Source organism: Faecalibacterium prausnitzii (genome assembly GCF_003287495.1).
GTDB lineage: Bacteria > Bacillota > Clostridia > Oscillospirales > Ruminococcaceae > Faecalibacterium > Faecalibacterium prausnitzii_I.
Map to the genome: position 1 here is coordinate 311,041 of NZ_PRLE01000003.1, position 26,507 is coordinate 337,547.

General features: G+C 58.5%; 22 protein-coding genes and 1 tRNA gene. 15 read left to right on the plus strand and 8 right to left on the minus strand.

The genetic code is table 11. The annotated features are described in order from the left end of the window. Positions 1 to 136: 136 nt before the first annotated feature. The 6 genes from C4N22_RS07420 to C4N22_RS07445 all read left to right on the plus strand — a co-directional run bounded on the left by C4N22_RS07420 (position 137) and on the right by C4N22_RS07445 (position 6,154). A complete protein-coding gene (locus C4N22_RS07420) occupies positions 137 to 583 on the plus strand; it encodes a plasmid mobilization protein (RefSeq protein ID WP_015537176.1) in 447 nt (148 codons plus the stop codon). Continuing rightward, positions 546 to 2,108, plus strand: a complete 1,563-nt coding sequence (locus tag C4N22_RS07425; protein ID WP_112148508.1) for a relaxase/mobilization nuclease domain-containing protein — start codon at positions 546 to 548, stop codon at positions 2,106 to 2,108. Before C4N22_RS07420 ends, C4N22_RS07425 begins: the two co-directional genes overlap by 38 nt. A gap of 192 nt (positions 2,109 to 2,300) precedes the next feature. After that, positions 2,301 to 2,753 carry a CHC2 zinc finger domain-containing protein gene (locus C4N22_RS07430; RefSeq protein WP_255535727.1) on the plus strand — a complete coding sequence of 151 codons (453 nt, stop codon included), beginning with the start codon at positions 2,301 to 2,303 and terminating at the stop codon, positions 2,751 to 2,753. Continuing rightward, positions 2,716 to 4,062 carry a DNA primase family protein gene (locus C4N22_RS07435; RefSeq protein ID WP_112148509.1) on the plus strand — a complete coding sequence of 449 codons (1,347 nt, stop codon included), beginning with the start codon at positions 2,716 to 2,718 and terminating at the stop codon, positions 4,060 to 4,062. The genes C4N22_RS07430 and C4N22_RS07435 overlap by 38 nt, the downstream gene beginning before the upstream one ends. 371 nt (positions 4,063 to 4,433) lie before the next feature. Then, the gene (locus tag C4N22_RS07440) at positions 4,434 to 4,739 is read left to right on the plus strand and encodes a helix-turn-helix domain-containing protein (RefSeq protein WP_006735272.1); all 306 of its coding nucleotides are present in this window, start codon (positions 4,434 to 4,436) and stop codon (positions 4,737 to 4,739) included. A gap of 14 nt (positions 4,740 to 4,753) precedes the next feature. Further along, positions 4,754 to 6,154: a site-specific integrase gene (locus C4N22_RS07445; protein WP_097773062.1), complete on the plus strand. Its 1,401-nt coding sequence runs from the start codon at positions 4,754 to 4,756 to the stop codon at positions 6,152 to 6,154. Positions 6,155 to 6,307: 153 nt separating this feature from the next. On the opposite strand, the gene C4N22_RS07450 is transcribed toward C4N22_RS07445, so the two are convergent. Further along, positions 6,308 to 6,384 (minus strand) — tRNA-Arg (locus C4N22_RS07450). 329 nt (positions 6,385 to 6,713) lie between these two features. Between C4N22_RS07450 and tig the strand changes: the two genes are divergently transcribed. Further along, on the plus strand, positions 6,714 to 8,009 hold the full coding sequence (tig, locus tag C4N22_RS07455; protein ID WP_022257500.1) for a trigger factor: 1,296 nt from the start codon (positions 6,714 to 6,716) through the stop codon (positions 8,007 to 8,009). Positions 8,010 to 8,150: 141 nt separating this feature from the next. Next, positions 8,151 to 9,053: a DUF4097 family beta strand repeat-containing protein gene (locus tag C4N22_RS07460; protein WP_112148510.1), complete on the plus strand. Its 903-nt coding sequence runs from the start codon at positions 8,151 to 8,153 to the stop codon at positions 9,051 to 9,053. Positions 9,054 to 9,150: 97 nt separating this feature from the next. On the opposite strand, the gene C4N22_RS07465 is transcribed toward C4N22_RS07460, so the two are convergent. The 6 genes from C4N22_RS07465 to C4N22_RS07490 form a co-directional block, all read right to left on the minus strand. Then, positions 9,151 to 9,930 (minus strand): sulfite exporter TauE/SafE family protein, encoded by a 780-nt coding sequence (locus tag C4N22_RS07465; RefSeq protein ID WP_112148511.1) that lies wholly within the window; start codon positions 9,928 to 9,930, stop codon positions 9,151 to 9,153. Position 9,931: 1 nt separating this feature from the next. Then, positions 9,932 to 10,366, minus strand: coding sequence for a MarR family winged helix-turn-helix transcriptional regulator (locus tag C4N22_RS07470; protein WP_112148512.1), 435 nt, complete (start codon positions 10,364 to 10,366; stop codon positions 9,932 to 9,934). A gap of 125 nt (positions 10,367 to 10,491) precedes the next feature. Next, entirely contained in the window at positions 10,492 to 12,834 is a 2,343-nt protein-coding gene (gene feoB / locus C4N22_RS07475) for a ferrous iron transport protein B (protein ID WP_112148513.1), read from the minus strand. A 223-nt stretch (positions 12,835 to 13,057) separates the two neighbouring features. Beyond that, complete coding sequence (gene galE, locus C4N22_RS07480) at positions 13,058 to 14,083, minus strand: UDP-glucose 4-epimerase GalE (protein WP_022257505.1); 1,026 nt, start codon at positions 14,081 to 14,083, stop codon at positions 13,058 to 13,060. A gap of 271 nt (positions 14,084 to 14,354) precedes the next feature. Continuing rightward, positions 14,355 to 15,428 (minus strand): aldose epimerase family protein, encoded by a 1,074-nt coding sequence (locus tag C4N22_RS07485; RefSeq protein WP_112148514.1) that lies wholly within the window; start codon positions 15,426 to 15,428, stop codon positions 14,355 to 14,357. A gap of 209 nt (positions 15,429 to 15,637) precedes the next feature. After that, complete coding sequence (locus tag C4N22_RS07490; RefSeq protein WP_112148515.1) at positions 15,638 to 19,564, minus strand: efflux RND transporter permease subunit; 3,927 nt, start codon at positions 19,562 to 19,564, stop codon at positions 15,638 to 15,640. Positions 19,565 to 19,975: 411 nt separating this feature from the next. On the opposite strand from C4N22_RS07490, the gene C4N22_RS07495 reads away from it, so the two are divergent. The 6 genes from C4N22_RS07495 to C4N22_RS07520 all read left to right on the plus strand — a co-directional run bounded on the left by C4N22_RS07495 (position 19,976) and on the right by C4N22_RS07520 (position 24,519). After that, positions 19,976 to 20,914 (plus strand): PSP1 domain-containing protein, encoded by a 939-nt coding sequence (locus C4N22_RS07495; RefSeq protein WP_022257508.1) that lies wholly within the window; start codon positions 19,976 to 19,978, stop codon positions 20,912 to 20,914. A gap of 194 nt (positions 20,915 to 21,108) precedes the next feature. Beyond that, positions 21,109 to 21,375 carry a DUF362 domain-containing protein gene (locus tag C4N22_RS13260; RefSeq protein ID WP_278320614.1) on the plus strand — a complete coding sequence of 89 codons (267 nt, stop codon included), beginning with the start codon at positions 21,109 to 21,111 and terminating at the stop codon, positions 21,373 to 21,375. 149 nt (positions 21,376 to 21,524) lie between these two features. Next, the gene (locus C4N22_RS07505; protein ID WP_022257510.1) at positions 21,525 to 22,208 is read left to right on the plus strand and encodes a tRNA1(Val) (adenine(37)-N6)-methyltransferase; all 684 of its coding nucleotides are present in this window, start codon (positions 21,525 to 21,527) and stop codon (positions 22,206 to 22,208) included. A gap of 11 nt (positions 22,209 to 22,219) precedes the next feature. After that, the gene (gene rsmI, locus C4N22_RS07510; protein WP_022257511.1) at positions 22,220 to 23,056 is read left to right on the plus strand and encodes a 16S rRNA (cytidine(1402)-2'-O)-methyltransferase; all 837 of its coding nucleotides are present in this window, start codon (positions 22,220 to 22,222) and stop codon (positions 23,054 to 23,056) included. A 207-nt stretch (positions 23,057 to 23,263) separates the two neighbouring features. After that, positions 23,264 to 23,755 (plus strand): YfcE family phosphodiesterase, encoded by a 492-nt coding sequence (locus C4N22_RS07515; protein WP_112116175.1) that lies wholly within the window; start codon positions 23,264 to 23,266, stop codon positions 23,753 to 23,755. Then, complete coding sequence (locus C4N22_RS07520) at positions 23,752 to 24,519, plus strand: biotin--[acetyl-CoA-carboxylase] ligase (protein WP_112148516.1); 768 nt, start codon at positions 23,752 to 23,754, stop codon at positions 24,517 to 24,519. The genes C4N22_RS07515 and C4N22_RS07520 overlap by 4 nt, the downstream gene beginning before the upstream one ends. 407 nt (positions 24,520 to 24,926) lie before the next feature. On the opposite strand, the gene C4N22_RS07525 is transcribed toward C4N22_RS07520, so the two are convergent. After that, the gene (locus C4N22_RS07525) at positions 24,927 to 25,448 is read right to left on the minus strand and encodes a gamma carbonic anhydrase family protein (protein WP_112148517.1); all 522 of its coding nucleotides are present in this window, start codon (positions 25,446 to 25,448) and stop codon (positions 24,927 to 24,929) included. 97 nt (positions 25,449 to 25,545) lie between these two features. Here C4N22_RS07525 and C4N22_RS07530 point away from each other — a divergent pair, with 97 nt between their 5' ends. After that, the gene (locus tag C4N22_RS07530; RefSeq protein WP_112148518.1) at positions 25,546 to 26,505 is read left to right on the plus strand and encodes a D-alanyl-D-alanine carboxypeptidase family protein; all 960 of its coding nucleotides are present in this window, start codon (positions 25,546 to 25,548) and stop codon (positions 26,503 to 26,505) included. The last annotated feature ends 2 nt before the right edge of the window (positions 26,506 to 26,507 follow it).

The following is a 26,507-nucleotide window of genomic DNA, read 5'->3' on the forward strand; positions in this document are numbered from 1 at the left end:
TCAGTCATCCTTGTTGGGGAGTGCCTTCCCCAAACCCTGCTCCAGCTTCGCACCGTTGGTGCGAATGCGGCGTGTCGCATTACATAGCCCTCTCCATCCCGGAGCGGGCATTTATCATTTTCACAGGAGGTCGAATATGGCTGAAATGAAAAGTCCGAACGCACACGCACGAGAGAACCGCAATGACACGCCGCGAAAACGAAAGACACACATCATCAAAGTCAGGGTGACCGCAGAAGAAAAACTGCGGATCGCATACGCCTGCAAAGAACTCCACCTCACCCAGTCCGAACTCGTCCGCCGTGTCCTGTACGGCGTGAACGTCAAGCACACCGTTGTGGTAGCGCAGGGCGGCGAGGATGCACTGGCGGCGCTTGCCGCCTTGTCTGCCCAGTGCAGCAAGGTGGGCAGCAACCTCAACCAGCTTGCACGGCACTTCAACTCCGGCGGCAAAGACACCGAGCAGCTCCGGGCGCAAATTCTGGAGGAACTGTCCGCACTCACGAACTTTCGGCTGAAAGCCGAAGAAACGGTTGGTGAACTGTATGGCAACCATCAAGCATTTAAGCTCGAAGAACTCTAACTATGCCGCCGCCGAAAGCTATCTCACCTTTCAGCACAACGAGTACACCGGTCTGCCCATTCTGGACGAGAAGGGCAGACCCAAGCTGCGGGATTCGTACCTGCTCGACACCCTTGAGTGCGGCGAATCTTCGTTTGCTATGGCCTGCCTGATTGCCAACCGCAAGTACGGCAAGAATGGCAGGCGGGAGGACGTGAAGACCCACCATTATATTATCAGCTTCGACCCGAAGGACGCAGTAGAGAACGGCCTGACCATGGAACGGGCGCAAGCCCTCGGCTTGCAGTTCTGCAAGGACAACTTCCCCGGTCATCCCGCCATCGTCTGCACCCACCCGGACGGTCACAACAGTGCAGGGAACATCCACGTCCACATCGTCATCGGCAGCTTGCGTGTCCGCACCGTGGAACGGCAGCCTTTCATGGACAAGCCGTGCGACTGGGAAGCGGGCAAGAAGCACCGCTGCACTTCTGCCATGCTCCGGCACCTTCGTGTCGCTGTCATGGAGATGTGCGAGCAAGCCGACCTGAACCAGATCAATCTGCTGGAAGCCCAAGGCGACCATGTTTCGGAGCGCGAGTATTGGGCGCAGCGGCGCGGACAACGCCGTCTAGACCATGCCAACGCCAAACTTGCCGCCGAAGGGCAGCAGCCCACCCAGACCGTCTACCAGACCGAGCTGGACAAGCTGCGAAAGCAGATCTACGCTGTGCTGAACAAGACCACCACCTTCGAGGAATTTTCTGCATTGCTCATGCAGGAACACGGCATCGCCGTGAAGGAGAGCCGAGGCCGGTTGAGTTACTGCCCACCCGGTCGGACAAAGTTCATCACCGCCAAGAAACTGAGCAAGAAGCTGGAAAAGGAGCAGGTGCTGACCGCCCTCTCCCAGAACATCCAGCTTGCAACCGCCATCCAGCCCAGCAGCGAGAAGAAGCCGGATAAGATCAGGAAACTGGTTGACATTCAGGCGAACGTTGCTGCGGGCAAGGGCATCGGCTATGAGCGTTGGGCGAAAAAGTTCAACCTTAAACGCTGGTCGCAGACCTTGTGTCTCCTGCAGGAGAAGAAGCTGCTCAGCGAAGATGCCCTGCACCAGCGCATTGCCGAACTGCAAACCCAGCACGACGATGCACTGGCGGTGGTCAAAGACATGGATGCCCGCATGGTCTCCCTCAAGGAGCTGCGCGGGCATCTTGTGGTCTATCGGCAGTACAAGCCTCTTGCACAGAAGCTCCAGACTGTGCGGAACCCCGCCAAGTTCAAGGAGCAGCATCGTGCAGAGTTTGCTGTGTACGAGGCCGCTTGCGCCTATTTCAAGGCCAACGGGCTTCGGACGCTGCCGGACCTTAAAAAGCTGGATGCCGAATATCAGACCCTTTCCTCGGAGAAAAACGGGTTCTATACCCGCTACAAGAAAGCGCAGATCGAACTGCGTGAACTCCGCACCGCACAACAGAACGTGGAAGCCTTCTTCCGCAAGGAAGAGCGCAACCACGCCGTACCGCAGCAGGAGGTCAAATGAACAACACTCTGACGGATCGATGTGTGAATAAACCCAACCTCACCCACGCCCCTCACCGGGCTTCGTCCTTTCGCCTGCACCCCACCCATTGGGACGGAGGGTAGCACCTCTGTCTTTTCGGACGTAAAAAACGCCATCTCGACCCGGCAGGCAGCGGAGCTGTACGGCTTCGCCGTAAACCGGAACGGCATGATGTGCTGTCCCTTCCACGGGGATAAACACCCCAGCATGAAAGTGGACAGCCGTTTCCACTGTTTCGCCTGTCAGGCAGATGGCGATGTGATCGATTTTGTCGGCAGACTTTTTCAACTTTCTCCCTATAAGGCTGTGGAAAAGTTGAAGGAGGACTTCGGCATGGCACTTGCCGACGGCAAGGTGCGGCTTGCTCCCCGCAGACCGCCCACCGTCCGGCAGCAGCTGCTGGACTATTACCGCTGTCTGCAGCGTTGGCGGGTCCGATATGCACCGCAGTCACCCACAGAAGAACTTCACCCCTGCTTTCTTGAAGCGATAAAGAACCTTGACATCGTTGAATATTATCTGGACTGTTCGGTGCTCCCAGACCCGCAGACCGAAAACGAGCTACGGAAGTATTGGGAGGGATTGCATGAGCGACTGGAAAAAGAGGAACGAAGATTGGCGTGATGAGGACGAACTGGAAGAAGAGGAAGAATGCGAATGCCCTTGGGTAGACAGTAAGGGCAAAGTGCGTGAAACCGCTTACTGCCAGTACCTTTTAGAGAAGCACCCCATGATGTGCCTGAAACAGAAGCTGTTCGACCAGAACGGCGAGGTAGACGAGGACGCACTGCTCTACGAAGTCCACAGCGACCTCCGTGACTTTGTGCCCGACAACCTTGCCAAGAAGGAAAAGCAGGTTCTGGACGCACTCCGTATCGAAACCTATACCCCTGAATGGAAACCCCAGCTTGACCGCATCCATCTCCAGAACGGAACCTACTTTCTGGACGAGCGGGGATTTGTGCCGGAAAAGGAACTCTGCCTGAACCGGCTCCCCGTGGAATACCAGCCCGATGCCCCTGCACCGACCAAGTGGCTGGAATTTCTGGACGGTCTGCTGATCCCGGAGGACATTCTGACCTTGCAGGAATACCTTGGCTATCTCCTGATCCCGTCTACCAAGGCGCAGAAGATGCTGGTCATGACCGGCAAGGGCGGCGAGGGAAAATCCCGCATCGGCTTGCTGCTGAAGAAGCTGTTCGGGGAAGCCTCTCACTCCGAATCCATCCTCCGCATCGAAACGAACCGCTTTGCCAGTGCAAATCTGGAGTACAAGCTGGTCATGGTCGATGACGACCTGAACATGGTGGCTTTGCCCGAAACACGGAATATCAAGTCCATCGTCACCGCTGAAGACCGTTTGTGCATCGAGCGGAAAAACAAGCAGGCTGTCCAAGGCCTGCTGTACGTTCGTTTCATCTGCTTCGGCAATGGCAACCTTGTGGCTGCTCACGATGACAGCGACGGCTTCTGGCGCAGACAGATCCTCATCACGGTGAAAGACCGTGACCCTGCCCGGGTGGATAACCCGTTCCTTATCGAAGAGCTGTCCGAGGAGCGTCCCGGCATCCTGCTGTGGATGCTGGAAGGGTTGCACCGTCTGCTGGCGAACCGCTATCAGTTTACCATCAGCGAGCGCTCCATCCAGAACCTCGAAGCAGCCATGGCGGACAGCGACAACCTGACCCAGTTCATGCAGGCAACGGCGTATGTCCGCTTCAAGCCCGACACCGAGGAACGCTCCACCTATCTCTACCGCGCCTACACCAAGTGGTGCGAGGATAATCTGGAATCGCCTGTTCCGCAAAAGAAGTTCAGCCAGTTCCTGCTGAAAAATGCAGGGAAGTATGGCCTGACCTTCTCCAAGCACATCGAGGGAAAGTACCGCGGCTTCCGGGGCGTATGCGTCCACCCCGCCTTTGCTGCGGCATAAAACACGCGAAAAGTGAGATTCTCGCGCCCTACGCGCCCCAAATCAGTAGTTTTTACTTGTTATCGCTGTTTTCTCCGGGCGCGTATCTACCCTTTCCGGGCGGATGTGGGGCGGCAACACGCCCTTCGGGGCGGGAGAGAAGGCAAGATGCGCCCCAAAAGGGCGCATACAATTCAGCCATGCGCCCTGTAAAATCAGCACAGGAAGGTACTTTTGTGCGGTTTGGGGCGCGTGGGGCGCGTAAATTCAAGTTCTCGCACTTTTTTGGGCTGCTGCTTCGGGTCAGGAGTGGCAGGCCCTTACATATTTACCGGCCCACAGGGTGCAGCTCAACCGGAGCTGCGCCGGGTCTGGAGAAGTGCAAAGGAGACATGCCTATGACGAATGTCCGCAAAAATTCCGCCAAACTGACCCGTGAGGACTTGAAAATCGCGCCCGAATCCCCTACAATGAAATTGTCCGAAACCCCTGCCGTAGAACCTTCTGACCAGACCAGCAAAACTGTCCGACACGCCCCGCTCGTTTACCGGGTGGAGGAGATCGCCCAACTGTTGGCGATCTCCAACCGTGCTGCGTACAATCTGTGCAACACCACGAAAGATTTCAAGGTGATTCGCCTCGGTACCAGCATCCGGGTAAGCAAGCAGAGCTTTGACGATTGGTTTGCTGCGGTCTGAGGGAGGGAATATCTATGGCATCTATTATGAAACGTGGCAACACGTATTCTGTCCGATACAACTACAAAGACCACAATGGCAAGCCCTGCAAGGGCTGGGAGACCTTCAAGACCAAGGCCGAAGCGCAGGAGCGCAAGATCACGGTCGAAAAGGAACTGCTGGATGGTACATTCCTCGTGCCGGATGCAATGACGGTGGAGGAGATGCTCTACAAGTGGATTCCCATTCAGTCCAGCAAACACAAGTGGTCTCCCAAGACCTACACCCAATCTGTGGCGATGGTGCAGAACCTCATCGTGCCGTATATCGGAAAGCGGAAGGTGCAAGACCTCCGCACCTACGACATTGAGCAGTTCTACGCCACCCTGAGCCAGACCCCCTGCGGCCAGTACGTTCACGGCGAGAAGCAGGAGCTGACGGAAAATCAGAAGAAGCGGCTGTTATCCAGCACGTCCATTCACGAAGTCCACACGCTCTTGAAAACCGCCTTTTCGTATGCCGTTGACTGGGATCTGATTCACAAATCGCCTACTCCCCGTGAAGCCCCCAAGATTAACACCGAAGAACGCACCATCTGGGATGAGCGCACCATGCTGGCGGCGTTGCAGACCATTGAGAACCCCGCCCTCCATCTGGCGGTGCATCTGAGCATGATTCTCTCCCTGCGAGAGGGTGAGATCCTCGGCTTACAGCCGGGAGACCTCGCCTTCGATGCCGCCGATGGTCGTGGAGCTATCACGGTGAACAAGGCAATGCAGCGTGCCAACAAAGAAGCCTTGTCCAAGATCGACCCCAGCCAGATCTACCACACCTTCCCGGACAGACGGGAGGGGAGCAAGTCCTCGCTGATTCTGAAAAAGACCAAAACCAAGAAGTCCAACCGTGTCCTGTATATGACGAAACCGCTGAAAGAGGAACTTCTGGCATGGCTCGACAAGATGAAGCAGGACGAACAGAACGCCCCGGAGAAGTACAGCAACTGCGGTCAGCTGTTCCGCTTACCAGACGGCTTACCCATTGCCCCGGACGTTCTGACCAAGTGGTATCGGCAGTGGCGAGCAGAGCACCCGGAGTTTGAGAAGATCGTGTTTCATGGTCTGCGACACTCCAGTGCCACCTATCAGCTGTTGCAGTCTGGCGGTGACTTCAAATCGGTGCAGGGCAACACAGGTCATGCAACTGCTACCGTCCTGATGGACACCTACGCTCACACGCAGGACAGGCCCCGGTTGGAGCTGGCAAAGAAGATCGAAGCCGACTTCTACCGGCAGGACACAGCAGGAGCAGGGCCGCAGGCGTCCCCGGAAAGCAAAATGCCGGCGGCAACAAAAATCACAGGCAAAATGATCCTTGAAGCCATCCGGCAGATGGACGCAGAAGAACGCCGCGAGCTGACGCGGGTGCTCTTCGCATAAAAATTTCTTTTTTGTGCAGCGAAATGCACGCTGTGCGAGCAATGCAAAGATAACATGGCTTTTTTGTAAAGTGTGCAGAAAGTGTGCAAGTGTGTGCGACCTCTGCCAGAAAAACAAAAAAGCCATGAAATCTTTCGATTTCACGGCATTTTCTGGTGCGATGGAAGGGACTCGAACCCCCGGCCTACTGATTCGTAGTCAGTCACTCTATCCAGCTGAGCTACCAACGCATACGTTCCGTCCGGAACAAGATGTATTTTATCACTCGTAAAGGGTTTTGTCAACAATTTTTTGAAATATTTTTGATTTTTTAGAAAAAAAGCGTCTTTTCGTCATTTCGATTTCAGGTATACCGGTACACCGCCTTGATCACGGCTCCCCGGCGAGGCGCCGGGCGATTTTCACGCCCGTAGAGCCAGCAGGAGCAGGACTACCGGCAAAATGACGTTTGCAGCACTTTTTCTTCTTTTTATTATACCGCTTTTGCCCTACTTGTGCTATAATAACTTTACTAATGTTTGAAAACGCTCCTTTTGGGGCAGCACGGAGGGTAGAACCTATGAAACTGGTAAGCGTGGAAACTCCCGAAAAGAGTGTCTGCAAAATGACGTTCAGCGCTTCTGCTGAGGAACTGGAGGCCGCATCCAACGCCGTGTACGAGCGCACCCGCGCCTCTTACACCATCAAGGGCTTTGCAAAGGGTGAGGCGGACCGCGCTCAGATCGAGGCGGACCGCGGAGAGCACACGTTCTGGTATGATGCCATCAATGACCTGATGGACAAGGATGTGCCGGCTCTGTATGACGCCGCCATGAAAGAGCACGGCTTCCGCGCCGTGGACGAGCCCACCTATGATCTGGTCAGCGTGAAGAAAGACGAGGGCTTTGTGGCCACCGCCACCACCGCCCTGCAGCCCGAGCTGAAGCTGGCCCAGACCTCCGGCTTCAAGGTCGAGTGCGTCACCCCGGCTGTCACGGACAAAGAGATCGACAATGTGCTGGAGCACCGCCGTCAGGCCTCTGCCGAGCTGGTGCCCCACAAGGGCCCGGCCGTCAAGGGCAATATCGTCCACATTGACTATGAGGGCCAGATGGACGGCCAGCCGTTCAAGGGCGGCTCCGCCAAGAACCAGACCCTGCAGCTGGGCAGCAGCCGGATGATCCCCGGATTTGAGGAGGGCATCCTGGGCCACAAGGGCGGCGAGGAGTTCGACATCTTTGTCACGTTCCCCACCCGCTACCATGTGAAAGACCTGGCCGGCAAGCCCGCCGTCTTCAAGATCAAGCTGATCGACGTCTGTGTCCGCCAGCTGCCCGCACTGAACAGTGATTTTGCCAAGAAAGCGGGCAAGGTGGACACCATGGAAGAGTTCCGTGAGCAGATCCGCCAGCAGATCCACGATGGCAAGCACGCCAGCGCCCTGAACCGCGCCAAGGATCAGGTCCTGACCCAGCTGGCCAACGCCGCGGAGGGCGAGATCCCCAGCGTCCTGGTGGAGAGCACCTACCAGCGCGAGATGGAGAACATTCAGCAGCAGCTCCAGATGCAGCGCGTCAGCCTGGACCACTACCTGTCCCAGGTGCACCAGACCCGCGAGACCTTTACCGCAAACGTCCACAAGGCTGCGGAGAACAACACCCGCGCCCGGATGGCTCTGCTGCAGGTGGCACAGCAGGAGAACCTCGTCCCCACCGATGAGGAGATGACCGCCAAGATGCAGGAGCGTGCCGACAAGCTCAAGAAGCCTCTGGAAGAGATCATGGCCAAGTCCAACGTGGAGAGCATTCGCCGCAACGAGGCTATCCGCCGCGCTGCTGACTGGGTGATCGAGCACTCCACCATCGAGGAGAAATAAGCAGTTTTCCAAGCCCGTGCCCTGCACGGGCTTTTTTGTTGTATTTCTTGACTTTTTCTTTGTTTTGCGTTATTTTTATAGTAGAATCTGTAATAAAATTTGGGCACGCCTGTCCAAGTCTCAGATTGGAGGTTTTGAACCATGAAAAAGCTATTCTGCACACTGTTGTCTGCGGCGGCAGCGGTGGCTCTGCTCTGTGGTTTTACCCCCTCTCCGCAGGAAAACAGCGCGGGAGCGGGGCTCATTACCAAAACCTATGAAACGGCAGAGGCCATCAGCAGCCTATCCGTCAGCGACAAATACGCCGATGTGACGGTAAAAGCCGATGATGTGGACCATGTGGTGGTGGAGTACAGCTACAACAGCTCCTACAACGATGCCTTTGGCACGGGCGGAGAGCTGTACAGCTTTACCATTGCGGGCCCGAGCCTGAACATTCAGGGCCTCAAGGGCGACGCTTCCATGAGCGTGAACAACAGCAAGTGCATCTGCACCATGACCGTCAAGCTGCCCCGCAGGGCGTTTGCAGGCCTCACGGTGGATACCAGCAACGGCAATATCACCATCCAGGATATGACGTCTCAGTCCAATACCCTGACCACCACCAACGGCAACGTTTCCATTACCGGCGGCAGTCTGGATAACCTGAACGCCACGGCCAACAACGGCAAAGTGGAGGTAAACAACCTGCTCACCCAGACCTTTGCCGCTTCCACCCGGAACGGCCGCATCAGCCTGGCCAACACCTCGGCTTTGAGCATTACCGCACAGGCCCAGAACGGTGACGTCAAGCTGGACCACACCGCGTCGCCCTATTTCTACTGCACCGCCACCAACGCCAGCGTGGTGGGCACTGTGACGGGCCGCGGCGCGGAGTATGGCCTGAACCTGACCGCAGGCAGTGGTCGCGTGACCCTTACCGACGCCAACGACGATAGCTTCGCCATCCGCAGCAGCGCCCCTGTCCAGCAGAATCTTGGCGCTGCCCAGAGCTTTACGGCCAATGCCAGCAACGGCAACGTGAACCTGGAATTTGTGCAGTGAGGCACCTTTAAAACGACAAACACTCCTCTGTAAAGCCAACAGGAGCCTGTGCCGGGAAGCGATTCCCACGCACAGGCTCCTGTTGGTTTTTGTGATTTTACTTTGTCAGCAGGTTGAAGCCCATGACCACGATGCCCAGCACCACCAGCACGATACCGGTCGCGCGGTTGAGGGTCTTGGCGTCCGCCTTATTGGCAAAGACCGCCGCAATACGGGCCCAGAGCAGGGTAAAGAGGACGCAGAGGGCAAACACGGGCCAGTCCGGGGCCCCGCCGATGGCAAAGTGGGAGACAGCACCCGTCAGGGCCGTGAACGTCATGATGAAGACGCTGGTGCCCACGGCGGTCTTGAGCTCATAGCCCAGCACGCTGGTGAGGATGAGGAGCATCATCATGCCGCCGCCGGCCCCCACAAAGCCGCAGATCAGGCCGATGATGACACCGCAGACGATGGACTGGATCGCACGCTTTTTCGCGGAGATCCCCTGCATAGCCTCTTTGGTGGTCATGACCGGCTTGACAATGAACTTGATTCCCAGCAGGAACGTCATAAACACCGAGAAGCCGCCCATCGTCCGAGAGGGGACAAGGCTTGCCAGCCAGCTGCCCACCACCGTGAATCCCAGCACGCTGGCCATCATGATGAGGCCGTTTTTCACGTCCAGATTCTGATTCTTGTGGTAGGTGTAAGCGGACACCGCACTGGCCAGAACGTCCGACGAAAGGGCGATGCCCACGGCCATGTAGGGGTCCATGCCCAGAAACGTGATGAGCATGGGGCTGATGACCGCCGCCGCACTCATCCCGGCAAAGCCGGTGCCAAGGCCGGCACCCATGCCGGCAAAAAATGTAACCAGAAGAACATATAAAATATGCATCTTAATCTTCCCCCTCAATGATGGCATCCAGATTTTTGCTCATGGTCTCCAGCGTGGCAAAAAACGCCGCCCGCTGGGCTTGGTCCGTGTGGTCCAGCAGCCGCTCCAGAAAACGGTTCTGCACCTCCCGGCCCCGCTCTACCACGGAGCGGGCCTTTTCCGTCCCGATGAGCAGGGTCTTGCGGCGGTCACCTGCCACGGCCTCCCGCCGGAGGTAGCCCTCCTGCACGAGGCGGTCCACATTGACCGAGACAAGGTTCGCTTTTAGCTTTCGCACCTCCACGATGTCGCTGGCCGTCTTGTATTCGGGGTTATTGACGAGGAACAGCAGGATATCCAGCGCCGTCTGCGGCAGCTTGAGCTCTTGACACAGGGGCTTGCAGGCGGCGTTGTAGCCCACCACAAACTTCTGTGAGAATTCCAGGCTGGGGTTCATGCAGCTTCACTTCTTTCAATTTTAGATTGTTCAAATTTGAAGTGATTATAGCACAGGCCGTTTTCTCTGTCAAGGATGAAAAAAGCTCTGCCGGAACCCGACAGAGCCTTTTTCCTATTTTGCCGTTAAATCGCCAGCAGGATCAGCCGCATTACCAGCGCGCAAAGCCACGCGGTGACGCACTGGTTTACCACCATGATGGCCGCCCACTTACCGCCAAGCTCACGCTTGACAGAGGCCACTGCAGCAATGCAGGGGGTATACAGCAGACAGAAGACCAGCAGCGGGGCCGCCTGGGCCGGGGTAAGGGCAGCTGCAAAGGCTGCCGAGGAGCCGAACAGGATGGTCAGGGTGGAAACAACGCTCTCCTTTGCCATAAAGCCGGTGATGAGGGCCGTGGAGACACGCCAGTCGCCAAAGCCCAGCGGTGCGAACAGCGGTGCGATCCCGCCCGCCAGCAGGGCCAGAATGCTGGTCTGCGGGTCAGATGTCAGGCGGAGCCGGAGGTCAAAGTTCTGCAGGAACCAAATGACGATGGTGGCGATAAAGATGACCGTAAACGCCCGCTCGAGGAAATCCCGGGCCTTTTCCCAGAGCAGCTGGGCCACATTTTTCAGGCCCGGCAGGCGATAGTTGGGCAGCTCCATCACAAAGGGCACGGCCTCGCCCTTGAAGATCGTTCCCTTGAGGAGAATGGCCATTCCTACGCCCACGAGGATGCCCAGGAAATACAATCCCACCATGACCAACGCGGCCTGACGCGGGAAAAATGCCGCTGCAAACAAGCTGTAAATGGGCAGCTTGGCCGAGCAGCTCATAAACGGAGTGAGCAGGATAGTCATTTTTCGGTCACGCTCCGAGGGGAGGGTGCGGCTGGCCATCACGCCGGGCACGGTACAGCCAAAGCCGATGAGCATAGGCACGATGCTGCGGCCCGAAAGACCGATGCGGCGGAGCAGTTTGTCCATGACGAACGCCACACGGGCCATGTAGCCGGTATCTTCCAGCAGGGAGAGGAAGAAGAACAGGGTCACAATGATGGGCAGAAAGCTCAGCACGCTGCCCACGCCTGTAAAGATGCCGTCGATGACCAGTGAGTGCACCGCCGGGTTGACTTCCCATGCCGTAAGGGCGTTATCCGTCAAGGTGGTCAGCCGGTCAATTCCCGCTGCCAGCAGGTCCTGCAGGCCGGAACCGATGACGCCGAACGTCAGATAGAACACCAGCGCCATGATGCCCACAAAGGCCGGGATGGCCGTATATTTGCCGGTGAGGATCCGGTCAATGCGATTGCTGCGGAGCTGCTCCTTGCTCTGATGGGGCTTGACAACGGTCTGAGCCACCAGCTGGTGGATAAAGTGGAACCGCATATCCGCAATGGCAGCGGCCCGGTCCAGCCCGCGCTCCTGCTCCATCTGGAGGATGATGTGCTCGATCATTTCTTTTTCGTTCTGATCCAGCTGCAGGGCTTCCTCAATGCGGTGGTCGCCCTCCACCAGCTTCGTGGCGGCAAAACGCACCGGGATGCCAGCTGTCTTGGCGTGGTCCTCAATGAGATGGATGATGCCATGGATGCAGCGGTGGACCGCACCGCCGTGGTCGTCCTCGCCACAGAAATCCAGCCGGCCTGGGCGTTCCTGATACTTTGCCACATGGATGGCATGGTCTACCAGCTCATCCACACCCTCGTTCTTGGCCGCGGAGATGGGCACCACCGGGATGCCCAGCATGGCCTCCATCTGGTTGATGCGGATGGTACCGCCATTTCCGCGCACCTCATCCATCATATTCAGCGCCAGCACCATGGGGGTATCCAGCTCCATGAGCTGCATCGTTAAGTACAGATTCCGTTCAATGTTGGTGGCATCCACGATGTTGATGATGCCGGTGGGTTTCTCATTGATGAGGAACTGCCGGGTGACGATTTCCTCGCTGGAATAGGGCGACATGGAGTAAATGCCGGGCAGATCGGTCACTTCGGTCTCCGGGTGGCCCTTAATCGCACCGCTCTTGCGGTCCACAGTCACGCCCGGGAAATTGCCTACATGCTGGTTGGAGCCGGTAAGCTGGTTGAACAGAGTGGTCTTTCCGCAGTTCTGGTTGCCCGCCAGTGCAAAGGTGAGGGTCGTGCCGTCCGGCAGCGGATTCTCTCCCTTTTTGGTGTGGTAGCGGCCGCCCTCGCCCAGGCCGGGGTGCTCTACCACTTTCTGTTCCGGGCAGGCAGCGGGCACCACCCGGACGGTTTTTGCCGGGGAAACGTTGATCTGGGCCGCGTCATCCAACCGGAGGGTCAGGGCGTAGCCGTGGATCTGCAGCTCCATCGGGTCCCCCATGGGTGCAAACTTGACAAGGGTGACCTTTTCCCCAGGGATCAGGCCCATATCCAGAAAATGCTGGCGGAGGGCGCCCTGTCCGCCAACCGTCTCAATGACAGCGCTTTCGCCGATGTTCAGTTCTTTCAGTGTCATGGTTGTCCGCCTTTCTTCGACCATTTGTTAGTCTGTATTAACAATGGTACTATAGGCTAACTTTTATCCTTTGTCAAGGGATGCCAACGACAAATTTCGTCGCGGACCGCATTTCATAAAATGTTCTATCGTGAAATGACCTCCGCGATGCAAAAACACCCCTGTCTGCCGCGGCAGACGGGGGTGTTTTCAACATTATGGACAATCGCAGTGGAAAATCCTTTTATTTTGCAGTGTGGTAGCCGTCGGGGTTCTTCTTCTGCCAGTTCCAGCTGTCGGCGCACATCTCCTCGATGCCGTACTCAGCCACCCAGCCCAGCTCACGCTTGGCCTTGGAGGGGTCGGCGTAGCACTCGGCGATATCGCCGGGGCGGCGGGCCTCGATGACGTAGGGGAGCTTCTTGCCGCAGGCTTTCTCAAAGGCATGGATGACATCCAGCACGCTGTAGCCCTTGCCGGTGCCCAGGTTGCAGATGAAGAGGCCGCAATTGGTCTCCAGCTTGCGGATGGCGCAGACATGGCCGCGGGCCAGATCCACCACGTGGATGTAATCGCGGACGCCGGTGCCGTCCGGGGTGGGGTAATCGTTGCCGAAGACGTGCACTTTTTCCAGCTTGCCCACAGCGACTTTTGCAATGTAGGGCATCAGATTGTTGGGGATCCCGTTGGGGTCCTCACCAATGAGGCCGGACTTGTGGGCACCGATGGGGTTGAAGTAGCGGAGCAGGGCCACGTTCAGGGTGGGGTCCGCCTTGCAGACATCGGTCAGGATGCGCTCGGTCATGGCCTTGGTGGTGCCGTAGGGGTTGGTGGTGGCACCCACGGGGAAGTCCTCGGTGATGGGCACACTGGCGGGGTCGCCGTAAACGGTGGCCGAGGAGCTGAAGACAAAGTTCTTGCAGCCGTGGCGGCGCATCACATCCAGGATGACCAGGGTGCAGTTGAGGTTGTTATAGTAGTATTCAATGGGCTTGGAGACACTCTCGCCCACAGCCTTGTAGGCTGCAAACTGGATGACCGCGGTGATGTCCGGGCACTCGGTGAAGATCTTCTCCACATCCTCATGCTTGGTCATATCGGCCTGATAGAAGCGGAAGTCCTTGCCCGTGATCTGCTTGACCCGCTCCAGCACCACCGGAGAAGCGTTATAGTAGTTATCGGCCACCACCACATCGTAGCCAGCGTTCAACAGTTCAATGCAGGTGTGGCTGCCAATGTAGCCAGCGCCGCCGGAAACCAGAATTGCCATTGCAAAAACCTCTCTCTCGTCACCATTGTTGCATTCTTTGTAAGGGCCTTGCCCCTGCTGCCTAAAGAATACCGCTTTTTGCACACGGAATCAAGTACCGCCCATTTTATGCAGCTGGATTCTTGTTGCATCTTTTTCTGCACGATGATGAAACCACAAATTTTTTTACACCCTGCCCATGGAGGGAAGACGCTTTTTGTGCAAATGAGAGAAAGATCCCCCGAAACACAAAAATGACCGCCCGACCGGGCGGCCATTTCATTCTCTCTTTTCAAAGGCGTCCGCACTGGCGTCCGGTAAAGAAACGCAGCGTGGTGTTGGCGCGGAAGACCTTGCCCGCGCGGAGGATGGTGGTGGGAAACTCCGGGTGCGAGGGACTGCAGGGGAAGTGCTGGGTCTCCAGCGCAAAGCCGCTGTATTTCTGCAGCGGCACGCCGCCCTTGCCCGGGGTGGGGCAATCCTGCAAAAAATTGCCCGTGTAAAGCTGGATGCCCGGCTGGGTGGTGTACATCTTCATGCTGATGCCGCTTTTCTCGCTGGTAGCCCAGGCGCACAGGCTCTGGCTGGAACCGCGGTCCCGGTCAATGACAAAGCAGTGGTCAAAGCCGCCGCCCACCATGGTGGTCTGGGAAAAGCCCGTGTCGATGTCCCGGCCCAGCGGTTTGCCGGAAGTAAAATCCATCGGCGTGCCCGCCACGGGCAGGATGCGCCCGGTGGGGCAGGTCTCGTTGTTGCCCTCCAGATACCGGGACGCGTAGAGCTTGAGCTTCTGGTTCAGCACATCGCCCTCACCATCCAGATTAAAATAGGTATGGTTGGTGAGGTTCAGCACGGTGTCCGCGTCGGAGGACACCCGGTAGTCCATCCGCAGGGCATTGTCCTCCGTGAGGATATACCGCACCGAAATTTTCAGATTGCCGGGGAACCCGTCTTCTCCATCCGGGCTCTCCGCCTCCAGTAACAGGGTATCGCCAAAGGATTTCACCTCGTAGATCTTGCGCGGGAATGTGCCATGCAGATGGTTTTTGCCATTGTTGGCTTCCAGATGGTAGGCCCTGCCGCCTACACTGAACACCGCGTTCTCGATCCGGTTGGCGTACCGCCCCACAAACGCGCCGCAGCAGGTGCTGCTTTGGGAGTTGAAGTCGTTTTCGTAGTCGGCCAGGGTGTCATGCCCTATGACCACGTCCACCGGGCCCTTTTTTGTGGGGACAAGGATATTTTTGATCACACAGCCATAGTTCAGCACATGCACTTCCAGTCCGCCGGGGTTGGAGATGATGTACTCGTTGACCTTTTCGCCGCTTTTTGTCACGCCAAAAGGCTTGGAACGAAACTGTGCCATTGCGCTCGCCTCCTCATCATTTGGTTCACACCCAGCAGGCGCACTCCTGAGTGTATCTTTCATAATTATGATTATATCATAGTTTCATACGCTTGTGGGCAGAACTTTTTAGAATTAACAGCCAATATTTTGGGAGATTTTTTGGTGGTTTTGCAAAAAGAAAATCCTCATGGAGCGCTCCATGAGGATTTTTTTGTTTGCAGGGGAATTTATGCTTGCGCGTTGGCCTGCGCCAGGAACTCGGCCGCGTCGTCCGGGATGTCGTCCAGGTCTTCCTCGCTGCCGATATCCACGTTGAGCGGCGGCTTCTTGAAGAGGATGTCGTACATCAGCGGGACGATGTACAGGGTCATCAGGGTGGCGTAGCTCAGGCCGCAGATGATGACGACGCACATACCGCGCATCAGCTGTCCGGCCATATCGTTGCTCAGGGCCGTCTGGAGCATGGCCAGCACCGTGGTCAGGGTGGTCATGAGGATGGGGCGCATACGGGTCTTGCCGGTGGCGATGAGGGCCGCGCGGCGCTCCATGCCGCCCAGACGGAGCTGGTTGGTGTAGTCCACAAAGACGATGCCGTTGTTGACGACGGTACCCATCAGGACGATGAAGCCCATCAGAGAGATCATGGTCAACTGCTGGCCCGTGAGCAGCATTCCCAGCAGGCCGCCGGTAAAGGCCAGCGGGATGGTAAACAGCACGATGAACGGGGACAGCAAGCTCTGGAACTGTGCCACCATGACCAGATAGACGAACGGCAGGGCCAGTGCCAGCCACTGCACCATCTCATTGGTCATCTTGTTGACGTTGCCGGACTCGCCGCCCACGTCAAAGGAGCAGCCCTCCGGCATCTCATCGGTCAGGGTGTAGGCGTCCAGCGCCTTCTTGACCTGACGGGCCTGCACGGTGGTATTGTAGCCGGGCAGAGTGTCCGCCGTGACGGTGACGAACTGGGTCTGGTTCTCGCTGGTCAGGGAGTCGGGGGCCGTGCCCACGGTCCAGGTGGCAATATCGCTGAGCTGACAGGTGCCCGTGGTGGTGGTGCCATCCGCAGACATGGTGGTGGTCTCAAAGGAAATGCCCATCATGTTTTCCTTGGTGACGGGGTCCAGGTTATCGGTGATCTGGACCGTCATGGAAGTGCCGTCCACCACAACGGGGGTCTTGGCGGTGGTGGTGGTGGTCAGGTCCGCCGCGATCTGCTGATACACCTGCGCGACGGTCAGGCCATAAGCACGGACCTTATCACGGTCGATCTGCAGCTCAATGGTGGCGTCGCCGTTGCCCAGGCCGGTGGTGGCGTTGGTAAAGCCCTCGGTGTTGTTGACCATCTCCACGACCTTGTCGGCCAGCTGGGTGATGGTGGCCGTGTCGGGGCCGTAGACCTTGACGCTGAGGCCGTTGGCCATCATGCTGGTGAGCTCCTGCATTCCGCTGATCTCCACGGTGCCGGTGCAGTTTTCCACGCTGCCCAGGGCGTCTTCCAGCGCCTGACGGGCGGTTTCGATCTGGGTGGAGGAGAGGCTCTCATCCAGTTTGACATTGATCTTATAGCTGCCGTAGCTGTTGGCCGCGTTCAGCAGGTCGGTAATGGCCTTGGGAAGGCCCAGCTGGCCAACGTCGATGCCGGCCACGCTGGTATCGGTGGTGATGCCCACCTCTTCCACATGGTCCACCGCCATCAGGGCTTCCACCACCTGCCCGGCCACATCGTAAGAATCCTCTTTGCTCATATCCGCCGTGGTCGAGATCTCCACAATGGCCTCGTTGCTGGTGATCTCCGGCAGCAGGGTGATGCCCATGGAGAAGACCCGCCAGCCGCAGAAAGCCAGCAGAACGATGGCAGCCCCCAGCGGGATGGCGCGGTGCTGGAAGCACCACTCCAGGCTCTTGCCGTACTTGTCCTGCACTTTCTCAAACCAGGCCAGCTTCTTGGGCGCGGCCTTTTTCAGCACGGTGGAGGACGCCGCCGGGACAACGGTAATGGCCACGATGAGGGAGGCCATGAGGCAGTAGCCGATGCAGAGAGACATGGGCTGCATCAGGTTGCGCACCGTCTCGGAGGTGAAGATGACGGGTACGAAGACGCAGACTGAGGTGAGGGTAGAGGCCACAATGGACATGCCCACCTGCTTTGCGCCCTGCACGGCCGCGCGGGGTGCAGGGACGCCACGGCCCCGCAGACGGTAGATGTTCTCAATGACGACGACCGAGTTATCCACCAGCATACCAATGCCGAGGGAGAGGCCCGCCAGTGTCATGACGTTGAGGTCCAGCCCGGTGAAGTACATCAGCACGATGGCGAACAGAACGGACAGCGGGATGCTGATGCCGACCACGAGGGTGGGCTTGATATCTTTCAGGAAGATGGCCAGCACGATGATGGCCAGGGCGGCACCCACGATCATGCTGGTGAGGATGCTCTTGACAATAACGGTAATGTAGTTGCCCTGGTTGGACAGAACGACCACTTTCAAGCCGTCGTACTGGGCTTTCAGCTCCTCGAACGCTTCCAGACAGTTATCCGAAACCGTGCTGGCGCTGGCCGTGGAGCTCTTGAAAATTTTGAGCACGGCGGCCCGCTCGCCATTCAGACGGGTATAGCTGGCCTCGGCGTTATCAATGACTTCCACATCCGCCACATCGGAGAGGCGGACGTCGCCAAAGCCATCCACATGGAGCAGCAGCGCGCCCTCGATATCGGCCACGCTGTCGTACTCCTCGCCAACTTTCAGCAGCCAGGATTTTCCGCTGGAGTCCTTGACGTAGCCGGCGGGCATGGAGAAGTTCTGGGCGTAGATGAGGGTGGCCAGCGTGTCGATATCCAGCTGCTTGGCCACATCGGCGCTGGCGAGGGCTTTCTCCTTGGCCGCCTCATACTGGGCGTTGGCCTCGTCGTACTGGGTCTGGTAATTGTTCAGCATCTCGCGGGCTTCGGTAAACTTCATGTACGCGGAGAGCTGCTGGCTGGAATAGCTGCCCAGCGCCTGGGAGAACGTGTTCATCAGCTCGGGCACATTGTCCATGGCCTTGATGGTATCTTCCAGCGTTTTATAGATGGTGCTCATGCTCTGCTGCACTTCCAGGTCGCCCGCCAGATCTCCGGCGGTGCTGCCGTCGGCACCCGTTTCCAGGTTCAGGCGGTTCTGCAGCTGCTGCAGGGCAACGGTGAGCTTATCGGTGATATCGCGCAGCTCGCCGATGATGGAAATGAGGGAGTCAATGTCCCGCATTCCCGTCTCGTTGAACTGGTCCACCACATGCTGCAGGCCATCGCGCACCTCGATCAAAGCCTGCTGGATCTCCGGCTCGTTGACCACGGCGATCAGCTGGTTCACACTGTCCAGCAGGGCCTGCGCCTTATCCCGGACGGTGGTCACGGCGGCACCCACCTCGGTGCCCATCTGGGCCATCACGGTATCGGAGACCATGTCACCGTAGTTTTTCAGCTGTTTTTCGTACTCCTTGCGGCCGGCTTCGATCTGGGCCTGGGCGGCTTCCAGCTGCTCATGGGCCGCCGCCAGCTGGACGTCGATGGTCTCCAGCAGCTTCTCGTTGATGACGTCGATCTTGGACTGGCTCAGCTGCACCTGCACCATCTTCTCGATGAGGCCGTTGGCCGAGATGCTGGACACGCCGCCCCTGCGCTCCACATAGGGCACCAGCGTGCCGCTGACGAAATCGGAGAGGTCGTAGACATCACTGCCCTCGCGGCTGATGGCAACCGTCATAAAGGCATTCATGTTCATGCTGTATTCAATGATGGAAGGGGTCAGGCAGCTGCTTGGCAGGCTGGAAACCGTCTGGTCCACCTTGTTGGACACCTTGACCATGGTGCTGTTCATATCGGTGCCCTCGGAGAACTTCATCAGCAGCAGGCTGTAGTTTTCCGCCGAGGTGGCGGTGATGGTGTCCACACCCGCCACGGTACCCAGGGCGTTTTCCATCACGTCGGAGACTTCACTCTCCACACGCTCCGGGCTGGCACCGGGGTAAACCGTGACCACCATCAGGTACGGCGTGCTGATGTCCGGCAGCAGGTTGGTCTGCATGTGGCTGAGGGCCACGAACCCCAGCAGCAGGACCATGACAACCCCAACCAGCACCGTAAACGGTTTTTTGACACTGAATTTTTCCATTTCTTCCTACCGTTTCTCTTAGGCCCCCCAAGCAGCGGGGCTTAAATTTCCTTTAGTATCCTTATTATACACGAGGGGGAGGGGGTTGCAATAGTCCCTTGGTGAATCTTTTATAAAACTTAAGATACTTTTCCGCAACCGGGGAATTCTCCGCTCGATTCCTCAATTTTTTGACCTGTTTCCAGAATTTTCATGTCGAAATCAGGTTGTATACGAACGAGCCGGGCCGATCATTGCACCCGCCGCCAAATTTTTGGGGACCCGAACACGGTGCCCGGACGCGGCGATTTTATTTTTTTCGTGGAAATGTGGTTTTGATTATGGTATACTAACATCAGAATGGAATATCAGGCTCATTTGGAACCCGACTCAGATACAACGAGAACAACAACCACCCCAAAGAGGAATGCTATGAAAAAAGTCATCTCTGTCCGTTTTAAGGACAACGGCAAAAGCTATTATTTTGACCCCGCCGATGCTGACATCAAGGCCGGGGATTACGTCATTGTGGAAACTGCCCGCGGCATTGAGTGCGGCGAGGTGGTGCAGGGCGTGCGGGAGATCGCCGACACGGCAGTGCCCAAGGCCCTCAAGCCCATTACCCGGATGGCCGACAGCGTGGATGTGCGCCGGATGCGCCAGAACCGTGAGGACGAGAAACGGGCCTACCGCACCTGCCAGGAGTGCATTGCACGCCACGGCCTGGAAATGAAGCTGGTGGAGGCCGAGTACACCCTCGATCGCTCCAAGATCATGTTCTACTTCACGGCGGACGGCCGTGTGGACTTCCGGGAGCTGGTCAAGGACCTGGCCGGCATCTTCCACACCCGCATTGAGCTGCGCCAGATCGGCGTGCGCGACGAGAGCAAGATGATCGGCGGCCTGGGCATCTGCGGCCAGCCGTTCTGCTGCTCCCGCTTTTTAAAGGACTTCCAGCCTGTTTCGATCAAGATGGCAAAGGAGCAGGGTCTGTCCCTGAACCCCACCAAGATCAGCGGTGCCTGCGGCCGTCTGATGTGCTGTCTGGCCTACGAGGAGAGCGCCTACGAGTACCTGAACAGCATCATGCCCATGGTGGGCAGCACCGTCCGCACCCCGGACGGCCTGGGCACCGTGCTGGAAGTCAACCCCGTTTCCGGCTACCTGCGGGTGCGCTGCGGCACCGAGGCCCTCACCCCGCGCTACTACAAGGTGGGCGTGTGCGAGTACATCAGCGGCGGCAAGCGCGCCCCCCGCCGCCCGGACCCGGACGACGATTATTCCGGCGTGCGCAACCCCGCCCCGGTGGTAGCTTCCGCCGACGCCGATGGCAGCACGGGTTGCGGAAACTGCCCCAAAAAGGGGAGATAATTCCCAGAAAAATAGTGGGAATTCACCAAGGTTAGTCTGTTAAAACTAACCATATTTCGTGATTTTCGCCAAAAAATCTCTTCAATTTCCTCCAGAAGTTAGCCTGTGCTTTTGTGCAACCCAACAAAAAAACGGGTTTTGCATTTTGCGCAGTACGGTTAGTCTTGCCTTTTTGATTTTGCTTTGCTAGAATCGTGTCAAGGATAAGATTTCCGAGGGAGCCCGCCACCCGCCGTGCAAGGGCAGGTTTCTTCATAAATGACCGCACGGGAGATAAGGAGAGTACGATTATGGCACACAAGGTTTCTGACGCATGTGTTGGCTGCGGCGCTTGCGAGGGCGCTTGCCCGGTTGGTGCAGTCACCATCGAGGGTGGTGTTGCAGTTGTGAACGCAGACGCTTGCATCGATTGCGGCGCTTGCGAGGGTGCTTGCCCCACTGGTGCTATCACTGCTGAATAATTGCAGCGATTCCTGTAAACAGACACAAAAAGCGGCGGACCTGTCCAAACGGGTCTGCCGCTTTTCTGTTTCCGCGCAATTTTCCCGGCCTGCACAATTTTGTCGGATTTTCGGCCCCGATATTTTGGCAAAGGATTTTGAGCCTGTATATGGAACATTCAACTGAGATTTTGTATAATAAAACAGAAGTCTATTGTTCGTCCGTCCACCGCTTTGGCTCGGACGCCTTATTGTTGGCCCGGTTCTGCCCGCCCAAACGCGGCCAGAAAGCAGCCGACCTGTGTTCGGGCTGCGGCATTGTCAGCCTGGAGTGGCACGACAGCGGCCACCGGGGCCCCTGCACGGCCCTGGAGCTGCAGCCGGAAGCCAGCGCCCTGCTGGCGGAAGCCGTGGCCGCGCAGGGCCCGGAGCTTGCCCACATCACCCCCGTCCGCGCGGACCTGCGCGCCTACCGGGAGGGGGAGGGCAGTTTTGACCTCTGCGCCTGCAACCCGCCCTATTTTACGGCGGGCTTCCAGAGCAGCAACGCGGCCCGGGCCACCGCCCGCCACGAGACCGACTGCACGCTGGAAGATGTCTGCGCCTGCGGGTTCCGCCTGCTGAAAGACGGCGGGCGGCTGGCGCTCTGCCACCGGCCCGAGCGGCTGGCCGAGGTACTGGCCGTGCTGCGGGCCCACCGGCTGGAGCCCAAGCGGCTGGCGTTTGTGAAAAACAGAGCCGAAAGCGCCCCCTGGCTGTTTCTGGTGGAGGCGCAGAAGAACCGGAAAACGGGCTTGAAGATCGAGCCGGACATTCTCATTGCAGCCGGTGCTGCAATGTACGGAAAACACTGAGGAGGGCTGTTATGGCCGGAACATTATACATCGTGGCAACTCCCATCGGCAACCTGGAGGACATGCCGCCCCGGGTGGCGGCAACGTTCGGCGCGGCGGATTTCATTGCCGCCGAGGACACCCGCGTGACCATGAAACTGCTCAACTTCCTGGGCCTGAAAAAACCCATGGTCAGCTACTATGAGCACGCCCTCCAGAAAGGCGAGGGCATCCTCCGCCGCATCGAGGCGGGGGAGAACTGCGCCCTCTGCTCGGACGCCGGAATGCCCTGCGTCTCCGACCCGGGCGAGGTCATCGTGCGGGACGCGCTGGCCCGGGGCATCAAAGTAGTGCCCGTGCCCGCCGCCTCGGCCTGCGTCACGGCACTGGCCGTCTCGGGGCAGGACACCTCCCGCTGGGTGTTTGAGGGCTTTCTGCCCGTGAACCGGAAGCAGAAAAAGGAGCGTCTGGCCGAGCTGCTGGGCGAGAAGCGGACCGTCATCTTTTACGAGGCACCCCACAAACTGCGCACCACGCTGGATGACCTGACCGCCGCCTTTGGCGAGGACCGGAGCATCACCCTCTGCCGGGAGCTGACCAAGCTCCATGAAGAGATCTGGAAGACCACCCTGGGCGAGGCCGTGGCCCACTACGCCGCCAACGAGCCCCGGGGCGAGTATGTGCTGGTGATGGCCGGCGCCCCCGCCGCGGAGCCCACCGAGCTGACGCTGGACGAAGCCGCCCAGCGGGCGCTGGAACTGACCCGGCAGGGCTTTGGCCCCTCGGCAGCCGCCAAAGCCGCGGCCCAGGGCACGCCCTACTCCAAGAGCGAGATCTATAAACAACTGCTGGTGTTGCAGCAGAATTAAAAACCTCTCCGTCATTGCTGACGCAATGCCGCCTCCCCTGGCAGGGGAGGCCTTGGCAGTCGATGGAAGCTTTCTCTATTTGCCATGTCAGGAAAGACTCCCCCGGCCGGGGGAGGTGGCACGAAAGTGCCGAAAGGGGAGTGGCTGTCGAGCGAATGTGAGACTGAGAGGTTTAAGATGTATTAAAATATTGAGGAGGCCCCTTTCGTGACAAAACTTTTGATCCTGAGCGACAGCCATGGCGGCAGCGACGCCATCGCGCGCATCCTGAAAGCAGAACGGGAAAACATCGACGCCCTGATCTTTCTGGGCGACGGCCTGCGCGATTTAGAACTTGCACTGACCAAATACCCCCGCCTGCGGACCTATGCCGTGGCCGGAAACTGTGATTTTGGTGCGCTGGAGCCCTACGACGGGCTGGCCGCTTTCGATCAGGTCATCGTTTTCTATACGCACGGGCACATGTACGGCGTAAAATACGATCTGGACACGCTGGCGGACGCCGCCGCCGCCCGCGGGGCACAGGTGGCGCTGTTTGGCCACACTCACATCCCGCTGGCCGAGACCCGGGGCAGGGTGTTCCTGTTCAACCCGGGCTCCTGCGGCCGCTGCTACACCGGGGCCGACACCTACGGCATCCTGACACTGGCCGACGGCAAGGTCGTGGGCCATGAGCACAAAGAGGTACCCAAAGCATGAGCATCAATGAGGTGCGCTATCTGCCCGAATGCGGCAGCACCAACGCCTATGTAAAAGAGCATTTTGAAGAGTTTGGCCCCGTGGGGGCCGTGTACACCACCAACCAGACCGCCGGGCGGGGCCGCCTGGGCCGCACCTGGGTCAACGCCGAGGGCAAGGCCCTGTACTACACCGTGGCCATCCGGGAACCGCTGGCCCAGCCTGCCACCCTGCCGCTGCTGGCCAGCCTGGCCGTGCGGCGGCAGCTGTCCCTGCGCTACGGCGTGGAGTGCCAGATCAAATGGCCCAACGACCTGCTGCTCAACGGCAAAAAGATTGTGGGCATCCTCTGCGAGGGCGTCAGCTACGGCTACCAGCAGCAGGGCCGGGGCATCCTGTGCGGCATTGGCATCAACCTGGCCCAGCCCCAGAGCTATTTTGACGCCGCCGACCTGCCCCACGGCACCTCGCTGGCGCTGCAGGGGGCAAATGTCAATCTGACCACCGACCCCGAGTGGCTGGCCGAGGCCCTGACGGATTTCGGCTTTGACCGCCCCATGTACGTCTTCGCGCGGGATGGCTTCGCACCGTTCCGGGAGGAGTACAAAAAGGCCTGTGTCAACATCGGCCGCCGGGTGACCTTTGACCTGCCCGGCGGCGGCGAGGGCAGCGGCGAGGCCGTGGATATCGACGAAGAGGGCCGCCTTGTTGTCCGCACCGACTCCGGCGAGGAGCATGTCTTCACCGGCGAAGTCTCGGTGCATGGCATTTATGGCGCGGTATAAACCTGTATAAAACCCAAAATCCCCCTCCGGCGCTTGCGGTACACCGGAGGGGGATTTTGTTTGGGGTATTGCTTTGGTGTGAGGAGGAATCATGTGCAAGGGAGCGGTTGCGGCCCCGCGCCCTTGTGAGGATAGTATACCCGATTTCCGCACAAAAGTCATTACTTTCTTGTGAAAAATGTGTTAATTACCGAACGAAAATTTTTCGCTTTGTTTTCACACAAAAGTTTCTACCACAAGAAACCCCGCAGATGGATGCTGTTCCACCTGCGGGGTTGAGAGTTATTTTCTTTTACTGAGCATTGGCCATCCGAATAATCACATCGTAGGTATCTTCCACTTTCTTAACAGCGATCCCAACATGTGTGCGCCCGCTCGGTCATTTTGACGAGAACGGACGCGGTTTTTCAGGTTCGTGCTTTTTGCGCCTCGGCGTGCGCCTTGCCCTCTTCCACGTAGCTTGCGGCGTTGGCGCGGTTGTGCTCCAGCTGCTCCGGGGTGATCTTCTTGATGACCCGGGCGGGGATGCCCACAGCCACGGAATCGTCCGGGATGACCATGCCCTCCGGCACCAGCGCCCCGGCCCCGATGATGCACCGCTTGCCCACCACGCTGTGGTTGAGCAGGGTGGCATGCATCCCGATGAGGCTGTCATCGCCCACGGTGCAGCCGTGCACCAGCGCGCAGTGGCCCACGGTGACGTTCCTGCCCAGCAGCACTTTCCCGCCCGCGTCGCAGTGGAGGACGGCATTGTCCTGGATGTTGGTGTTCTCGCCAATCGTCAGGGTACCGCTGTCGCCCCGGAGCACCGCCCCGTACCAGACCGTCGTGCCCGGCTTGAGGAGCACGTTGCCCTGCACGGTGGCGTTGTCCGCCACAAAGGCCGCCCCCTCGTCCCGGGGGCTTTTTCCACCAAAGGATAGGATCATTGTGAAAAACCACCTTTCTCTTTTTCTTCATTTATGGTATTCTTTTATCAGTTACAGTTCAAGAGGAAGCTGAAAACTTCCGGAGGAGTTTTTTCCCATGCACAAGCATTCCCTTTTTTGCCGGGCGGCGGCGCTGGTGCTCACCCTTGCCCTGACCGCGGCGCTGGCCCTGCCCGGCTTTGCCGCCGCCTACGCCATGCCCATCCAGACAGCCTATGACGCGGAGGCAGTCTATCTGTTTGACGCCAGCACGGGGGAGGCCCTTGTAGAGCAGAACCCGGATCAGGTGCGGCCCATTGCCAGCCTGACCAAGATGATGACCGCCCTGCTGGTACTGGAAAGCGGGGCCGACCTGAACGAGAGCATCCCCATCCCGGACAGCCTGACACCGGAGTTCCAAGCCATCCGGGCCAACCGGGGCCACACCATCGGCCTGCAGGCCGGGGAGAGCGTCCGCCGCCTCGACATGCTCTACGCCATGCTGGTGCCCAGCGCCAACGACGCGGCCAGCGTGCTGGCCAGCGACGCCGCCGGGGGAGACCTGGCCGCCTTTGCCGCCCGGATGAACGCCCGGGCCAGCCAGCTGGGCTGTACCAACACCCACTTTACCTGCCCCCACGGCCTGTACGACAACAACAACTACTCTACCGCCCGGGATCTGGCAAAGATCGCGCTGGCCTGCCACGCCAACGGTACTTACATGCAGGTAGCCAACACGGTGAGCTACACCCTGCCGGCCACCAATCTCCACCCGGCCCGGAACATCTCATCCACCAACCGGCTGCTCAAGCCGGGCAGTGCGTACTACCGCGGCTACGCGCAGGGGATGAAAACCGGCTTCACCACCCAGGCGGGCCGCTGCTTTGTCACCTTTGCCAGCCAGAACGGCCGGACTTACGGCCTTGTCATCTTAGGCTCCAACAGCCAGAATATCTTCCGGGAAGCCGCCGAGCTGTTCGACTGGGCATTCTCAAACCCCGACCTGCAGCCCAAGGCGGCGGCCCCCGAAACCAAAAAGCACTCGCTCTTCTCGTTCTGGCAGAACCTGCTGGGATGATC

Excerpts from the sequence above, each read along its gene's own strand:
- C4N22_RS07420 (WP_015537176.1), top strand. The coding sequence starts at position 137 with ATGGCTGAAATGAAAAGTCCGAACGCACACGCACGAGAGAACCGCAAT.
- C4N22_RS07425 (WP_112148508.1), top strand. The coding sequence starts at position 546 with ATGGCAACCATCAAGCATTTAAGCTCGAAGAACTCTAACTATGCCGCC.
- C4N22_RS07430 (WP_255535727.1), top strand. The coding sequence starts at position 2,301 with ATGTGCTGTCCCTTCCACGGGGATAAACACCCCAGCATGAAAGTGGAC.
- C4N22_RS07435 (WP_112148509.1), top strand. The coding sequence starts at position 2,716 with ATGAGCGACTGGAAAAAGAGGAACGAAGATTGGCGTGATGAGGACGAA.
- C4N22_RS07440 (WP_006735272.1), top strand. The coding sequence starts at position 4,434 with ATGCCTATGACGAATGTCCGCAAAAATTCCGCCAAACTGACCCGTGAG.
- C4N22_RS07445 (WP_097773062.1), top strand. The coding sequence starts at position 4,754 with ATGGCATCTATTATGAAACGTGGCAACACGTATTCTGTCCGATACAAC.
- tig (WP_022257500.1), top strand. The coding sequence starts at position 6,714 with ATGAAACTGGTAAGCGTGGAAACTCCCGAAAAGAGTGTCTGCAAAATG.
- C4N22_RS07460 (WP_112148510.1), top strand. The coding sequence starts at position 8,151 with ATGAAAAAGCTATTCTGCACACTGTTGTCTGCGGCGGCAGCGGTGGCT.
- C4N22_RS07465 (WP_112148511.1), bottom strand. The coding sequence starts at position 9,930 with ATGCATATTTTATATGTTCTTCTGGTTACATTTTTTGCCGGCATGGGT.
- C4N22_RS07470 (WP_112148512.1), bottom strand. The coding sequence starts at position 10,366 with ATGAACCCCAGCCTGGAATTCTCACAGAAGTTTGTGGTGGGCTACAAC.
- feoB (WP_112148513.1), bottom strand. The coding sequence starts at position 12,834 with ATGACACTGAAAGAACTGAACATCGGCGAAAGCGCTGTCATTGAGACG.
- galE (WP_022257505.1), bottom strand. The coding sequence starts at position 14,083 with ATGGCAATTCTGGTTTCCGGCGGCGCTGGCTACATTGGCAGCCACACC.
- C4N22_RS07485 (WP_112148514.1), bottom strand. The coding sequence starts at position 15,428 with ATGGCACAGTTTCGTTCCAAGCCTTTTGGCGTGACAAAAAGCGGCGAA.
- C4N22_RS07490 (WP_112148515.1), bottom strand. The coding sequence starts at position 19,564 with ATGGAAAAATTCAGTGTCAAAAAACCGTTTACGGTGCTGGTTGGGGTT.
- C4N22_RS07495 (WP_022257508.1), top strand. The coding sequence starts at position 19,976 with ATGAAAAAAGTCATCTCTGTCCGTTTTAAGGACAACGGCAAAAGCTAT.
- C4N22_RS07505 (WP_022257510.1), top strand. The coding sequence starts at position 21,525 with ATGGAACATTCAACTGAGATTTTGTATAATAAAACAGAAGTCTATTGT.
- rsmI (WP_022257511.1), top strand. The coding sequence starts at position 22,220 with ATGGCCGGAACATTATACATCGTGGCAACTCCCATCGGCAACCTGGAG.
- C4N22_RS07520 (WP_112148516.1), top strand. The coding sequence starts at position 23,752 with ATGAGCATCAATGAGGTGCGCTATCTGCCCGAATGCGGCAGCACCAAC.
- C4N22_RS07525 (WP_112148517.1), bottom strand. The coding sequence starts at position 25,448 with ATGATCCTATCCTTTGGTGGAAAAAGCCCCCGGGACGAGGGGGCGGCC.
- C4N22_RS07530 (WP_112148518.1), top strand. The coding sequence starts at position 25,546 with ATGCACAAGCATTCCCTTTTTTGCCGGGCGGCGGCGCTGGTGCTCACC.